The sequence below is a fragment of the Streptomyces sp. NPDC056224 genome, assembly GCF_042267665.1.
GTDB lineage: Bacteria > Actinomycetota > Actinomycetes > Streptomycetales > Streptomycetaceae > Streptomyces.
Map to the genome: position 1 here is coordinate 134436 of NZ_JBHJTK010000009.1, position 13024 is coordinate 147459.

The 13024-nt window shown below is 71.2% G+C and carries 13 protein-coding genes; all 13 read right to left on the reverse strand.

What is annotated here, in order from left to right:
• Positions 1 to 73 precede the first annotated feature (73 nt).
• The 13 genes from paaE to pdhA all read right to left on the reverse strand — a co-directional run bounded on the left by paaE (position 74) and on the right by pdhA (position 12946).
• Positions 74 to 1210, reverse strand: a complete 1137-nt coding sequence (paaE, locus tag ACFCZ1_RS14920) for a 1,2-phenylacetyl-CoA epoxidase subunit PaaE (RefSeq protein WP_376678717.1) — start codon at positions 1208 to 1210, stop codon at positions 74 to 76.
• Positions 1210 to 1746, reverse strand: coding sequence for a 1,2-phenylacetyl-CoA epoxidase subunit PaaD (gene paaD / locus ACFCZ1_RS14925; RefSeq protein ID WP_314245591.1), 537 nt, complete (start codon positions 1744 to 1746; stop codon positions 1210 to 1212). Before paaD ends, paaE begins: the two co-directional genes overlap by 1 nt.
• Entirely contained in the window at positions 1740 to 2606 is an 867-nt protein-coding gene (gene paaC / locus ACFCZ1_RS14930) for a 1,2-phenylacetyl-CoA epoxidase subunit PaaC (RefSeq protein WP_252308830.1), read from the reverse strand. The genes paaD and paaC overlap by 7 nt, the downstream gene beginning before the upstream one ends.
• Before the next feature lie 12 nt (positions 2607 to 2618).
• Positions 2619 to 2945: a 1,2-phenylacetyl-CoA epoxidase subunit PaaB gene (gene paaB, locus ACFCZ1_RS14935; protein ID WP_252308831.1), complete on the reverse strand. Its 327-nt coding sequence runs from the start codon at positions 2943 to 2945 to the stop codon at positions 2619 to 2621.
• Complete coding sequence (gene paaA, locus ACFCZ1_RS14940) at positions 2942 to 3916, reverse strand: 1,2-phenylacetyl-CoA epoxidase subunit PaaA (protein WP_030830738.1); 975 nt, start codon at positions 3914 to 3916, stop codon at positions 2942 to 2944. Before paaA ends, paaB begins: the two co-directional genes overlap by 4 nt.
• 35 nt (positions 3917 to 3951) lie before the next feature.
• Positions 3952 to 4797, reverse strand: a complete 846-nt coding sequence (locus ACFCZ1_RS14945; RefSeq protein WP_314245586.1) for an enoyl-CoA hydratase-related protein — start codon at positions 4795 to 4797, stop codon at positions 3952 to 3954.
• The gene (locus ACFCZ1_RS14950) at positions 4788 to 5654 is read right to left on the reverse strand and encodes a 3-hydroxyacyl-CoA dehydrogenase family protein (RefSeq protein ID WP_314245584.1); all 867 of its coding nucleotides are present in this window, start codon (positions 5652 to 5654) and stop codon (positions 4788 to 4790) included. The genes ACFCZ1_RS14945 and ACFCZ1_RS14950 overlap by 10 nt, the downstream gene beginning before the upstream one ends.
• Positions 5651 to 6421, reverse strand: a complete 771-nt coding sequence (locus ACFCZ1_RS14955) for an enoyl-CoA hydratase/isomerase family protein (protein WP_030830748.1) — start codon at positions 6419 to 6421, stop codon at positions 5651 to 5653. Before ACFCZ1_RS14955 ends, ACFCZ1_RS14950 begins: the two co-directional genes overlap by 4 nt.
• Complete coding sequence (locus ACFCZ1_RS14960; RefSeq protein WP_030830751.1) at positions 6418 to 7602, reverse strand: thiolase family protein; 1185 nt, start codon at positions 7600 to 7602, stop codon at positions 6418 to 6420. Before ACFCZ1_RS14960 ends, ACFCZ1_RS14955 begins: the two co-directional genes overlap by 4 nt.
• Positions 7595 to 9301, reverse strand: a complete 1707-nt coding sequence (gene paaN, locus ACFCZ1_RS14965) for a phenylacetic acid degradation protein PaaN (protein ID WP_266599554.1) — start codon at positions 9299 to 9301, stop codon at positions 7595 to 7597. Before paaN ends, ACFCZ1_RS14960 begins: the two co-directional genes overlap by 8 nt.
• A gap of 77 nt (positions 9302 to 9378) precedes the next feature.
• Complete coding sequence (locus tag ACFCZ1_RS14970) at positions 9379 to 10788, reverse strand: dihydrolipoamide acetyltransferase family protein (RefSeq protein WP_252308836.1); 1410 nt, start codon at positions 10786 to 10788, stop codon at positions 9379 to 9381.
• Positions 10785 to 11804: an alpha-ketoacid dehydrogenase subunit beta gene (locus ACFCZ1_RS14975; protein WP_252308837.1), complete on the reverse strand. Its 1020-nt coding sequence runs from the start codon at positions 11802 to 11804 to the stop codon at positions 10785 to 10787. Before ACFCZ1_RS14975 ends, ACFCZ1_RS14970 begins: the two co-directional genes overlap by 4 nt.
• A gap of 5 nt (positions 11805 to 11809) precedes the next feature.
• A complete protein-coding gene (gene pdhA / locus ACFCZ1_RS14980; protein WP_252308838.1) occupies positions 11810 to 12946 on the reverse strand; it encodes a pyruvate dehydrogenase (acetyl-transferring) E1 component subunit alpha in 1137 nt (378 codons plus the stop codon).
• Between the last annotated feature and the right edge of the window lie 78 nt (positions 12947 to 13024).

The window sequence follows — 13024 nt, forward strand, 5'->3', positions numbered from 1 at the left end:
CATGCGCCTTTTCCAGCGCAGGTTTCCGATCGTTCATCGTCGAGAAAACCGAACGTTGTCGACATGTTCGCGCTCACATGTCGAAGTCCACGGTGAGCTCGTCCGATGCGGGGCGGGTCTGGCAGGTCAAGACGTATCCCGCGGCCACCTCCGCGGGCTCCAGGGCGTAGTTGCGGCGCATGTCCCCCCGGCCCTGGGTCACCAGGGCGCGGCACGTCCCGCAGACGCCGCCTCTGCAGGCGAACGGCAGGTCGGGGCGGAGCTGTTGGGCAGCGTCGAGGACGGTCCGGTCCCGGGGGGCCGGGAACGTGGTGACCCTGCCATCCAGGACGACGGTGACTTCGCTCGTGGCGAGACCGATCGCCGAGACCTCGTGGCGGGCGGCGGGCGGCTCTTCATCGGCGTGGAACAGTTCCTGGTGGATTCGGTCAGCCGGGACGCCGAGCCCGGCCAGGATGGCGCTGGAGTCACGGACCATGCCGTGCGGACCGCACAGCCACCATTGGTCGACGCCGTCGGTGTCGACCAGGGCATCGAGCAGGGCGGTGAGCCGCGCCGCATCGAGGCGGCCGTAGAGCATTTCGGCCCCGCGCGGCTCGCGGGACAACACGTGAACAAGCTGGAAGCGGGCCGGGTACTGGTCTTTCAGATCTGCCAGTTCGTCCGCGAACATCACCGAATCGGTGCGCCGGTTGCCGTAGAGGAGGGTGATGCGGGACGAGTCGTCGGCGGCGAGTACGGAGGCGGCGATCGACAGCATCGGTGTGATGCCGGACCCGGCAGCGATCAGCACGAAGTGGCCGAGGCCACCGGGTTGACCGGAATCACCGGGTTGACCGGCTGCGCTGAGGTCGGGGGTGAAAGCACCGGCCGGCCCCATCACCTCAAGGGTGTCTCCTGGGCGCACACCGTGGACGAGCCAGGAAGAGAACAGGCCGCCGGGTACGACGCGGATGCCAATACGCAGAGGTTCCCCGACGGGGGAGCAGATGGAGTAGGAGCGGCGCTCGTCGCGGCCGTCGATCTCCCGGCGCACGGTGAGGCACTGGCCGGGGAGAAACGCGAATTCCTCGGCCAGACGGTCCGGTATCGCGAGGGTGAGCGCGGTGGCGTCGGAGCACAGCCCCTCAACCGCTGCGACGCGCAGGGCGTGGAAGGTGGGACGCAGACGGGTCCGCGCCGTGACGGGGGGACGGGAGGGGGTCGTCATCAAAGGTCCTTGAGGTGCTCGAAGGGCTCCAGGCAGGTGCCGCAGCGGCGGAGCGCCAAGCAGGCGGTTGCGGCGAACCGTGAGATCTCCTCGGTATCGACCGAGGCGCAGCGCGGGCAGGGCACATCCGCCGGGGCCGGCCCGAGGGACAGCCACACCGGCCCGGATTCGCTGAGGCGCCGAGGCCCCGGTGGTGCGATGCCGTGTTCGGCGAGCTTGAGACGGCCCTGGGATGTGATCCAGTCGGTAGTCCAGGGCGGGTCGAGCACGGTGACGACCCGAACGGCGGGAAAGCCGTCCGCCTGCAGCCGGGTGGCGGCTTCAGCCCGCATCTCGGCCACGGCGGGACAGCCTGAGTAGGTCGGGGTGAGCCGCACGACGACCGTACCGTCCTGCTCCACCTCGACACCGCGGAGCACTCCGAGGTCGGCGAGGGTAAGCATGGGCAGTTCAGGATCGGGGATCTCGCAGGCGGTACGCCAGGCGCGGTGCGCCGCATCTCGGCGGTGCTCGCCGGCATCCGCGAGCGTCACCATTGCGCCTGCGGGTGTGCGCGGGCGATGCTCTGGAGTTCGGTGAGGAGCGGCGCCAGGTGTTCGGTACGGTCACCGTCGCGGCCGGAGCCGGGTATGGCGGGGGCGGACGCCGGGCCGAGAGGCAGGACCTCGGAGGGGTCGAATCCCGCTCGCACCAGGACGTCGGCGAGATGCCGCAGCGTCCGGTCGGCGACCACTGCGGACTCGGCGCCCAGACCGGCTGCGGTCCGGTCGGTCAGTGGTTCTCCCAGCCAGGGCGCGACGTCGAACAGCGCCGTTCTGAGACGGTCACGGGACTCGGGAGTCCCGTCGCCCAAGCGCACGGTCCACACCGCGGCGTAGTGGCAATGGTAGGAGAGCTCCTTCACGCTCTTGGCGGCGATGGCGGCGAGCACCGGATCAGGAGCGCTGGTGAGCTCCTCGAAGACGGCCAGCCGCCAGACCGACATGACGAGCAGCCGTGTGATCGTGAAGGCGAAGTCGCCGCCGGGCAGTTCGGCCAGCCGTAGGTTGCGGAAGCCGTCTGGATCACGGAAGTAGGCGTACGCGTCCTCGCCGCGGCCCGTACCGTCGGCCCGTCCCGTCCTGGCATACAGCAGCCGGGCCTGGCCGAGCAGGTCGAGGCCGATGTTGGCCAGGGCGAGTTCCTCCTCCAGTTCCGGGGCGCGTGTGCACCACTCGGCGAGCCGCTGGGCGGACACCAGGGCGTCGTCGCCCAGGGCCAGACAGCAGGCGGCAAGGTCTCCGGCGTCGATGCCGTCCGGCACCCTCTGGTCGATGCCGTGCAGGGGGTCGGTGAATCCGGTGCCGAACGCCCACTGCGCGTTGTCGTGGTCGACGTACAGATCCTCGTGACTCATTGGCGGCCGCTCCTAGATGTGGGGTACGTCGTCGGGGATGTCGTAGAAGGTCGGGTGCCGGTAGACCTTGTCGCCGCTGGGCGCGAAGAAGGGATCCTTCTCGGCGAGGGTGGAGGCGGCGATGGAGTCGGATCGCACGGCCCAGACACTCACGCCCTCGTTGCGCCGGGTGTACAGGTCGCGGGCGTGGACAAGGGCCATCGTGTCGTCGGGCGCGCGCAGGGAGCCCACGTGGACATGGTTCAGTCCACGCTTGCCCCGGACGAACACCTCGTACAGCGGCCACTCGTCCCGTATGCGGACGGGTCCGCCGGCGGAAGTCCGGTCGGTGCCGCTCATGCCGCCGCTCCTTCACGCACCCGGGTCGCCCGCTTGGAGGCATGGGCCGAGGCCGCCTCCCGCACCCAGGCGCCCTCCTCGTGGGCGGCCCGGCGCCGTGCAATCCGTTCGGCGTTGCACGGTCCGTCGCCGGAGACCACGCGCTTCAGCTCGTCCCAGTCGGGGGCGCCGAAGTCGTGGTGCCCGCGCTCCTCGTTCCACCGCAGGCCGGGGTCGGGCAGGGTGACGCCGAGCTTCTGGGCCTGCGGCACGGTCATGTCGACGAACCGCTGTCGCAGTTCGTCGTTGGAGTGCCGTTTGATCTTCCAGGCCATGGATCGCGCGGAGTTGGGCGAGTCGGCGTCCGGCGGGCCGAACATCATCAGCGACGGCCACCACCAGCGGTTCACCGCGTCCTGCACCATCTCCCGCTGCTCGTCGGTGCCGCGCATCATCGTCAGCAGGAGTTCGTACCCCTGCCGCTGGTGGAAGGACTCCTCCTTGCACACACGGACCATGGCGCGCCCGTACGGGCCGTACGACGTCCGGCACAGGGGCACCTGGTTGCAGATCGCCGCGCCGTCCACGAACCAGCCGATCACGCCGACGTCGGCGAAGGTCTCGGTCGGGTAGTTGAAGATGGACGAGTACTTCTGGCGGCCGTCGATCAGACGCGCCGTCATGTCCGTGCGGTCCGCCCCGAGGGTCTCAGCCGCGGAGTAGAGGTACAGCCCGTGCCCGGCCTCGTCCTGCACCTTGGCGAAGAGGATGGCCTTGCGGCGCAGCGAGGGTGCCCGGGTGATCCACTCGCCCTCCGGCTGCATACCGATGATCTCGGAGTGGGCATGCTGGGCGATCTGCCTGATCAGCGTGGTGCGGTAGCCGTCGGGCATCCAGTCCCGGGGCTCGATGCGCTGGTCGCGGGCGATGGTGTCCTCGAAGGTGGCCTCGGGGCCCTGGGGCCCGGATGGTGTGACGGTGGGGGTGTTCATGGGGTATGCGTGTCCCGTCGTACTCGATGAGTGGGTCAATGGCCGCGGAAGGCCGGGCTGCGGCGTTCGAGGAACGCCGTGACGGCTTCGCGGTGGTCCTCGGTGGCGCCGAGCCGGCGCTGGATCACGGCTTCGCGCTCCAGCGCGGCCGGCAGCGTGGCGGTGGCCGCGGACCGCAGCAGTGCCTTGATCTCTCGGTGGGCGGCGGTGGGTCCGCCTGCGAGGGAGCGGGCGACGGCCAGCCCCTCAGCCGTGGCCGAGCCGTCCGCCACGACGCGGTGGACCAGGCCCCAGCGTTCGGCGTCCTGTGCGGAGAAGCGGTCTCCGAGGAGCATGAGTCCTGCGGTCCGCGAAGGACCGAGCTGGCGGGCGAGGCCGCGGGCGACCCCCGAGTCGGAGGCCAGGCCGATGCCGGTGAAGGCAGTCGCGAAGTGGGCTCCTTCGGCGGCGACGCGCAGATCCGCGCAGAGCGCGATGCCGAGCCCAGCCCCGACACATGCGCCCTCGACGGCCACGACGAGCGGGACCGGCAGCCCGTGCAGCTCCTTCAGCAGCGGGTTGTAGTCGTTGGGAAGGTTCGCGAAGGCCGCCTCGGGCGCGGTGTTCAGCTGCCGGGCGTGCTCCCTGAGGTCCTGGCCGACGCAGAAATGCCTTCCGCGGGCAGTGATCAGGGCAGCCCTTACACCGCGTGCGGTGTCCGTGGTCAGGCGGCGTGCCGCCATGAGGAGGGCGCTGCGCATATGGGTGTCGAGCGCGTTGCCGCTCCCGGGACCGCGCAGCTCGATGACGGCCACGGCGTCGGTGACGTCGTAGGCGACCCCGTGACGGGCGGGACGGCCCGGCTCCTGACCCTCGGTGGGCGCACCATCGGTCACGGCCATGAGTAGAACCCCTTCCCCGTCTTGCGGCCCAGCTCGCCGCGGGCGACCTTCTCCCGCAGCAATGCCGGCGGGGCGAACCGCTCCCCGAGCGTCCTGTGCAGGTGGTCGGCAATGGCCAGCCGTACGTCGAGACCTACTACGTCGGTGAGGCGCAGCGGCCCCATCGGGTGCCGGTATCCCAGGCGCATGGCCGTGTCGATGGCCTCCGGCTCGGCGACCCCCTCCTCGACCATGCGGACGGCCTCCAGACCGAGGGCCAGGCCGAGACGGCTGCTGGCGAATCCCGGCGAGTCCTGGACGACGACCTTCTGCTTGCCCAGGGCGTGCGTCCAGCCGACCGCCGCCGTCAGAGTCTCCCCGGTGGTGTCGGGAGTGAGGACCAGTTCGACGAGCGCGGAGACGGGCACCGGGTTGAAGAAGTGCATGCCCAGGAAGCGTCCCGGCCGCTTCAGGGCCGCCGCGAGTTCGGTGACCGGCAGGGAACTGGTGTTGGTGGCGAGCACGCACCGCTCCCCCACGGCCCGCTCGGCGGCGGCGAGCAGCCGGGCCTTGAGCGCGGCGTCCTCCGGTACCGCCTCTACGACGAGATCGGCGTCGGCCGGTAGTTCGGCGATCGAGGTGACGGCGGTGACCCGGTCCGGTACGTGATCGGTGGCGGATCCGCCGGGCCCCCCGCGCTCGGCGGCCCGCCGCAGCCCGTCGGCGATGCGGTTCAGCGCGACGGTCGCGGCCGCTTCGTCGTGTTCCACGACGACCACGGACGACCCTGCGGCCGCGAAGGACTGGGCGATACCGGTCCCCATCCGGCCGCCGCCGATCACCCCCACGACGGCGGGCGGTACTGATGCCAAGGTCATGCCCGGCCTCCGTTCTTCTCGTTCTTCTCCAGGAATCGCGTCATGCGCTCCTCCTTGTCGCGGCCCTCGAACAGCACGGCCTGGGCGAGGTCGTCAGCCACCGGATGGGCACCCGGGGCGTCGGTGACGAGCTTGGTCAGCCGCAGGGCAAGCGCCGAGGAACGAGCCATGCGGTCCAGCAGGGCGTGTGCCTCGGCGTTCAGCCGCTCGGCCGGTACGACGTCCGTGACCAGCCCACAGGCGAGCGCGGCAGGTGCGTCGAGGTTCCGCCCGGCGAGCAGGACCTGTTTGGCCACCGACTCGCCGAGCAGCTCCCGCAGCCGCCAACAGGCCCCGGCGGCGGCGAGGATGCCCAGGCCAGGTTCGGGGTTGCCGAAGACGGCGTTTGGCCCGGCGATCCGAATGTCGCAGGCGTACGCAAGCTCGGCGCCGCCGCCCAGCGCCCAGCCGTCCACCGCGGCCACGGTGGGCAGGGGCAGCCTGCGTACCCGCTCGAACAGACGGCTGTTGATTCCCTGCAGCGCCTCCTCCCGGCCACGCCAACGCAGTTCGGCTATGTCGGCGCCGCCGGCGAAGACCCCGCCGTGCCCGGTGAGCAGAAGCAGCCTCGGCGCGCGCTCCAGGTCCTCGCACACGCGATGCAGTTCGGCGATCATGCCGCTGCTGATGGCGTTGCGAGCCTCCGGCCGGTGCAGGGTCACGACAACCCGGTCCGCGCCGGCCTCGACCCGCAGGGTCTCGTACGCCGTGTCGTCCCGCGTGCTCATACGCGCTCCACCAGCATCGCCACGCCCTGGCCGACCCCCACACACATGGTCGCCAGTCCCCGTCGGGCGTCCTCGCGTTCCATGCGTCCGAGCAGGGTGAGCAGGATGCGGGCGCCGGAGCAGCCGAGCGGGTGTCCGAGGGCGATGGCGCCGCCGTCGGCATTGACGCGGTCCTCGTCGAGCCGCAGGCGTCGGACGACTGCCAGCGCTTGGGCGGCGAAGGCCTCGTTCACCTCGACGGCGTCCAGGTCGTCGGACCGCCAGCCCGCGCGGGCGAGTGCCTTCAAGGTGGCCGGCACAGGCCCGAGCCCCATCAAGCGGGGCTCGACCCCGGCCGATGCGGCGGTGACGACGCGGGCCCGGGGGGTGAGCCGGTATCGTTCGACCGCCGCCAAACTCGCCACCACGATGGCAGCGGCCCCGTCGGACAGCGGCGAGGAGTTGCCCGCGGTGATGATCCCGTCGCTGCGGAAGGACGTGCGCAGTCCGCCGAGCTTCTCCAGCGAGGTGGACGGCCGAGGCCCCTCGTCCTGGGTCACCTCGCCGTCCGCCACCCGCACCGGCACGATCTCTTCCTTGAAGCGGCCCGCCCTCTGGGCGGCCTCCGCCCTGCGGTGGCTGCGCAGCGCGAAGGTGTCCGCGTCGAGGCGGGTGATGCCGTCCAGGGCGGCGACCTCCTCGGCGGTCTCGCCCATGGACAGGCTGGTCGCGGCCGGGAAGCGCGGGTTGGTGAAGCGCCAGCCGAGGGAGGTGTCGTGGACCTCGCCGGGCCGGGCCCAGGGCGTGCCGGGCTTGGCCATCACCCAGGGGGCACGGGTCATCGACTCCACTCCGCCCGCGACGACCAGGTCTGCCTCCCCCGCACGAATCGCCTGGGCGGCCGAGGCGACGGCCGTCAGTCCGGACGCGCACAGCCGGTTGACGGTGTATCCGGGCACGGTGTCCGGCAGTCCGGCCAGCAGGACGGCCATCCGGGCCACGTCCCGGTTGTCCTCGCCCGCCTGGTTTGCGGCGCCGAGGATCACCTCGTCCACGGTGTCGGCCGGGATGCCAGAGCGACGTACCGCCTCGCCGACCACGAGGGCGGCCAGATCGTCGGGGCGTACGGAGGCCAGGGCGCCTCGGTGGCGGCCGAGCGGAGTGCGGGCCCCGTCGATCAGGTAGACCTCATCATCACGCATCGACGTGCTCCTCTGCGGGTGCGTGGCGCCGGGACTGGACGACCGAGAAGCGTCCGGTGACGAACGCCGGGTCGGTGAGGGCGGCATTGGCCGCGGGGTTGGCCGCGGTGCCGTGGAAGTCGCTGAAGGCGGCGGACTGGTTGACGAAGACCGCGCCGGTCAGGTTCTCCGACAGGTGCACGCCCGCCTCCAGCGCGGTTGCCCGTGCCGCCTCCAGCACACCCTCGGCGGTGGCGTACACGGAGGCGGTCAGCGCGCCGTGGCGCCGTACGGTGTCGTGCAGGAGACGCAGGCCGTGCGCGGTGGAGTCGGTACCGATGACGAAGGAGACCGGCCCGAACCACTCGCTCGTGTATGTCTCTTCGTCGGTCTCGGCCTCGAGCCGGACCAACAGCGGGGAACGGACGGCCGCGTCCGGGAAGTCCGGGTGGGTGATTTGCCTCGATGGATGGGCGACACGGTCGAGTTCCGCCGCCTCCGCCACGCGCTTCAGGACACCGTCGTTCACGATCGCGCCGAGGGTGGCGGCCGCACGGGCCGGGTCGCCGAGCAGCCTGTCCAGGGCGGCGCCGAGGTCGGCGGCGAACTCGTCGGCCGTACGGCGCCCCTGGTCGGTGGGGAAGCCGTTGCGGGGAACGAGGATGTTCTGCGGGGTGGTGCACATCTGGCCGCTGTAGAGCGACAGGGAGAAGGCGAGGTTGCGCAGCAGACCAGCGTAATCGTCCGTGGAGTCCACGACGACGGTGTTGAGCCCGGACTTCTCGGTGTGGACCGCGGCCTGGCGGGCGTTGGTCTCCAGCCAGTCGCCGAACTCGCTGGAGCCGGTGTAGTCCACGATGCGCACATCGGGGTGGGTGGCCAGGGCAGGGGCGGTGCGCTCGTCGGGCTTCGCGGCGGCGAGCAGTACCACGTCCGGATCGAAGCCGGCCTCCGCCAGCACCTCACGGGCTATCCGCACGGTGATCGCCAGTGGCAGCACGGCACGTCGATGAGGCTTGACGACCACCGGGTTGCCGGTGACCAGACTCGCGAACAATCCCGGATAGCCGTTCCAGGTGGGGAAGGTGTTGCAGGCGATCAGCACTGCCACACCGCGTCCCACGGTGGTGAAGGTCTTGTCCATGACGAGCGGGCCGCCCTTGCGCTGGGGCTTCCTCCAGCGGGCCGCGACCGGATGGCGCGTTTGCTCGTTCCATGCGTGGGCGACCGCTTCGAGACCCCGGTCCTGGGCGTGTGGACCGCCGGCCTGGAACGCCATCATGAAGGGCTGGCCGGTGGTGTGCTGGACGGCGTACGCGATCTCGAAGGTCGCCTCGTTCAGCCGGGCGAGGATCTCGGCGGCGACGCCGGCCCGGGTGTCCGGGCTCGCGGCGCGCCATGCCACTGCGGCTGACTTGGCCGTCGCGACGGCCACATCGGGCGCCAGGTACGGGTAACTGACGCCGAGCGGGAAGCCGTAGGGCGAAACCTCGGTGGCGGGCACGGTGCCGGTGGCCGGATGCCCTTCGATGCGGAAGGGCTGGCCGAGGAGGCCGTGGAAGGCGGCCTCGCCCAGCCGGGATGCCTCGGCCCCGTACGCAGAGGTACTGGGGGTTTCCGGGTACGGCGTCCAGTAGGTGCGGTCGGCGGCACACTCCACCGCCTGGTCGAGCAGCGCCGCATGGCGGACGAAGAAGTCGGGATGCTGGTCGGTGGTCACTGAGAGCTCCTGGCCGAACGTTCGGTAGGTTTATGGGTGCAAGGCGCCTGGGCAGACGCGGGGGAAGCGGGCGTGGATCAGACGTCGGCGAGCAGGATCGCCGGGCGTTCCACGCAGTCGGCCACGAAGCGCAGGAACCCGCCGGCCACACCGCCGTCGCAGACCCGGTGGTCGAAGCTGAGGGAGAGCTGCATGACCTTGCGGACGGCCAGCTCGCCGTCCACCACCCAGGGTTTGTCCACGATGCGGCCCGCGCCGAGCAGAGCGGCCTCAGGGTGGTTGATGATGGGCGTGGATCCATCGACACCGAACACGCCGTAGTTGTTGAGGGTGAAGGTCCCGCCGGTCAGACGGTCGGGCGGCAGGGCCCCGTCGCGGGCCAGCCCGGTCAACCGGGCGAGCTCGGCAGCCAGTTGTGCGGTCGTCATGCGCTGTGCGTCGCGGACGACGGGGACCACCAGGCCGCGTTCGGTCTGGGCTGCGAAGCCCAGGTGCACCTCGCTGAAGCGGACGATCTCCCGCCGCTCGGTGTCGACGGTGGAGTTCAGCTCCGGGAAGCGGTGCAGTCCGGCGATGCAGAATCGGGCGAGCAGGGCCAGCAGCCCGATGGGGCGGCCGGGGTCTGCGGCCTGCATGGCCTTCCGGGCTTGGAGCAGGCTCGTCGCGTCCACGTCGACCCAGGTGGTGGCGTCGGGGATCTCGGTGCGGCTGCGGGAGAGCTTGTCCGCGACCGCGCGGCGGACTCCGCGCAGCGGGATGCGCTCAGGGCCGGCCGGCGCCGGCCGAGCGTGCGGTGCGCGATCCGCCGACTGCTGCCGGTCCGGGGTGACCGGTGCGGTATCGGGGTCCGTCGCCAGCTGGCCGGCCCGCCCAACGGCCTGCTCGACATCTCGTCTGAGCACGACCCCTGCGGGACCCGATGGCGCCAACGCGGCGAGGTCGATCCCGTGTTCCCGCGCCATCCTGCGTACGAGGGGAGATATGACCCGGGGAGCGTGCAGCTCTCCGGACGGCGCCGCCTCGGCACCAGTGCCGCCTCCCGTCGCGGCGCCCCCGCGTCGGCGTCGGCGACGCGGTGCCGGGCCGTGGCCGGTGCCGTAGCCGATCAGGACGTTGCCGGACCCGGCCTGCTCCTCCTCCCGGTATCGCTCAGCGGCAGGGTCGGCCGACGTCGAATCGACGGGAGGCTGGGCGCCCGGGCCCTCCCCCGCGCCGTCGGGCCGGCCGGAAGTCGGCGTACCCACCGTGATCAGCGGCTTCCCCACCTCCAGCGCCGTACCCGCCTCCGCGTGCAGTTGCAGCACGGTGCCCGCGTAGGGGACCGGCACCTCGACTGCGGCCTTGGCGGTCTCGACCTCGATGACGATCTGGTCGATCGTCACCGTGTCACCGACCGCGACCTTCCACTCGATGATCTCGGCCTCGGTCAGCCCTTCGCCGAGATCGGGCAGCCGGAACAGCTGCTCCTGAAGCGCTGCGGTGCTCATGCGGCCGTTCCCTTCAGCAGGTGCCGGGTGTCAGGCGCGTCGCTGAACTGGAGACGGTCGACGGCGTCGAGGATCCGGTCGACGCTGGGCAGATGCGCGTGCTCCAGCTTCGGCGGCGGATACGGGATGTCGAAGCCGGCCACCCTCAGGACCGGCGCGGCCAGCGAGTGGAAACAGCGCTCCTGCACCCGTGCGGCGATCTCCGCCCCCACGCCGGCGAATCCCTGGGCCTCCTGGACGACCAGGCAGCGCCCGGTCCGGTGTACCGATGCCGTGACCGTCTCGTCGTCGAAGGGCACCAGCGTGCGCAGGTCCACGACCTCCAGCTCGATGCCATCGGCCGCCGCCGCTTCGGCCGCGGCCAGCGCCACCGGCACCGACGGCCCGTACGCGACGACCGTGGCGTCGCGGCCCTTCCGCCGGATCGCCGCCTGCCCGAACGGCAGCGCTCCGCGCCGCTCGAGGTTGACGTCCTCCTTCGACCAGTACAGCTTCTTCGGCTCCAGGAAGACCACCGGGTCGGGGTCGGCTATGGCGTCGCGCAGCAGCCAGTACGCGTCCTCGGCCGTCGCCGGGGTGACGACTTTCAGGCCCGGGGTGTGCGCGTAGTACGCCTCGCTGGAGTCGCAGTGGTGCTCGACTCCCCCGATGCCGCCCGCGTAGGGGATACGGATCACCATCGGCAGCGCGAGCCGCCCCCGGGTCCGGTTGCGGAGCTTGGCCACGTGTGAGGCGATCTGTTCGAAGGCCGGATAGGCGAAGGCGTCGAACTGCATCTCCACCACGGGCCGGAAGCCGCCCATCGCCATGCCGACGGCCAGTCCAACGATGCCGGCCTCGGCCAGCGGGGTGTCGAAGCAGCGCTGCTCGCCGAAGTCGCGGGTCAGCCCGTCGGTGATCCGGAAGACGCCGCCGAGCGGACCGACGTCTTCACCGAAAACGAGCACGCGCTCATCCTCGCGCAGTGCGTCGCGCAGGGCGGCGTTCAGCGCCTGCGCCATCGTGATCTTGGCCATGGCCGTCAGTTCTCCTGAGTGTCGAGTGCGGGGGAAGCGGCGTCTTCGGCCAGCTCGGCCGCCAGCAGGGCGCGCTGTTCGCGCAGCTGCGGAGTCGGCTCGGCGTAGACGTGGTCGAAGAGCTCCAGCAGGTCGGGCACGGACTCCTCGTTCATGCCCCCGCGCAGCTCTGTCGCCAGGGTCTCGGCCTCCTCCCGCACCGCCGCGACATCCTCGTCGGTGAGGGCGCCGCGGGCCCGCAGGTACGTTTCAAGACGGCTGACCGGATCGGCGGCACTCCACCGTTCGACCTCCGCCGCGTCCCGGTAACGGGTCGCGTCGTCGGCGTTGGTGTGCGCGTCCATGCGGTAGGTGTGCGCCTCGACCAGGACCGGTCCGTGCCCGGCACGGGCGTGCTCGACCGCCGCGGTCAGCACCGCCAGCACGGCGACCAGATCATTGCCGTCGACCTGTTCGGAACGCATCCCGTGTCCGATGCCCTTGTACGCGAGGGCGGGGGCCGCGGACTGCCGGGCCAGCGGCACGGAGATCGCGTACTTGTTGTTCTGCACAAAGAAGACGACCGGCGCGCGGAAGACGGCAGCGAAGTTCAGCGCCTCGTGGAAGTCCCCCTCACTGGTCGCCCCGTCCCCGACGAGGGCCATCGCCACACCGTCTCCGCCTGTGCGCCGCAACGACTCCGCCATGCCGGTCGCGTGCAGCACCTGAGTGGCCAGCGGGGTGCACTGGGGGGCGACGCGGGTGGCGGCCGGGTCGTATCCGCAGTGCCAGTCGCCGCGCAGCAGCGTCAGCACCTCAAGGGGGTCGATGCCCCGGGCGACCAGGGCCACGGAGTCGCGGTAGGTCGGAAACAGCCAGTCGTCCGGGCGCAGCGCGAGCACGGCGCCGATCTGGCAGGCCTCCTGGCCGCGGCTGGACGGGTAGACCGCGAGCCTCCCCTGCTTGGTCAGCGCGGTGGCCTGGGTGTCGAACCGGCGTCCCACGACCATCCGCCGATAGGCCTCGCGCAGCGCCTCCGGCGCAGGCTCTGTGTAGCCGGGCGCGGGCTTGGCCACCGGCGTGCCGTCCTCGGCCACGAACCGCACCGGCGTGAGGGACGGCAGGAGGCCCTGGACCGTCTGGCGAAGGTTCTTCACGGGCATGGAGGCCACTCACTTTCTCTGGACACTTGACGCGAGTATCGTCGCCATTGCGGAATATCTGTTCAAGGTTTCAGGCGA

What these genes read in the sequence shown, in the direction of transcription:
- paaE (WP_376678717.1), bottom strand. Translation starts at nt 1,210, where the DNA reads ATGACGACCCCCTCCCGTCCCCCCGTCACGGCGCGGACCCGTCTGCGT.
- paaD (WP_314245591.1), bottom strand. Translation starts at nt 1,746, where the DNA reads ATGGTGACGCTCGCGGATGCCGGCGAGCACCGCCGAGATGCGGCGCAC.
- paaC (WP_252308830.1), bottom strand. Translation starts at nt 2,606, where the DNA reads ATGAGTCACGAGGATCTGTACGTCGACCACGACAACGCGCAGTGGGCG.
- paaB (WP_252308831.1), bottom strand. Translation starts at nt 2,945, where the DNA reads ATGAGCGGCACCGACCGGACTTCCGCCGGCGGACCCGTCCGCATACGG.
- paaA (WP_030830738.1), bottom strand. Translation starts at nt 3,916, where the DNA reads ATGAACACCCCCACCGTCACACCATCCGGGCCCCAGGGCCCCGAGGCC.
- ACFCZ1_RS14945 (WP_314245586.1), bottom strand. Translation starts at nt 4,797, where the DNA reads ATGGCCGTGACCGATGGTGCGCCCACCGAGGGTCAGGAGCCGGGCCGT.
- ACFCZ1_RS14950 (WP_314245584.1), bottom strand. Translation starts at nt 5,654, where the DNA reads ATGACCTTGGCATCAGTACCGCCCGCCGTCGTGGGGGTGATCGGCGGC.
- ACFCZ1_RS14955 (WP_030830748.1), bottom strand. Translation starts at nt 6,421, where the DNA reads ATGAGCACGCGGGACGACACGGCGTACGAGACCCTGCGGGTCGAGGCC.
- ACFCZ1_RS14960 (WP_030830751.1), bottom strand. Translation starts at nt 7,602, where the DNA reads ATGCGTGATGATGAGGTCTACCTGATCGACGGGGCCCGCACTCCGCTC.
- ACFCZ1_RS14970 (WP_252308836.1), bottom strand. Translation starts at nt 10,788, where the DNA reads ATGAGCACCGCAGCGCTTCAGGAGCAGCTGTTCCGGCTGCCCGATCTC.
- ACFCZ1_RS14975 (WP_252308837.1), bottom strand. Translation starts at nt 11,804, where the DNA reads ATGGCCAAGATCACGATGGCGCAGGCGCTGAACGCCGCCCTGCGCGAC.
- pdhA (WP_252308838.1), bottom strand. Translation starts at nt 12,946, where the DNA reads ATGCCCGTGAAGAACCTTCGCCAGACGGTCCAGGGCCTCCTGCCGTCC.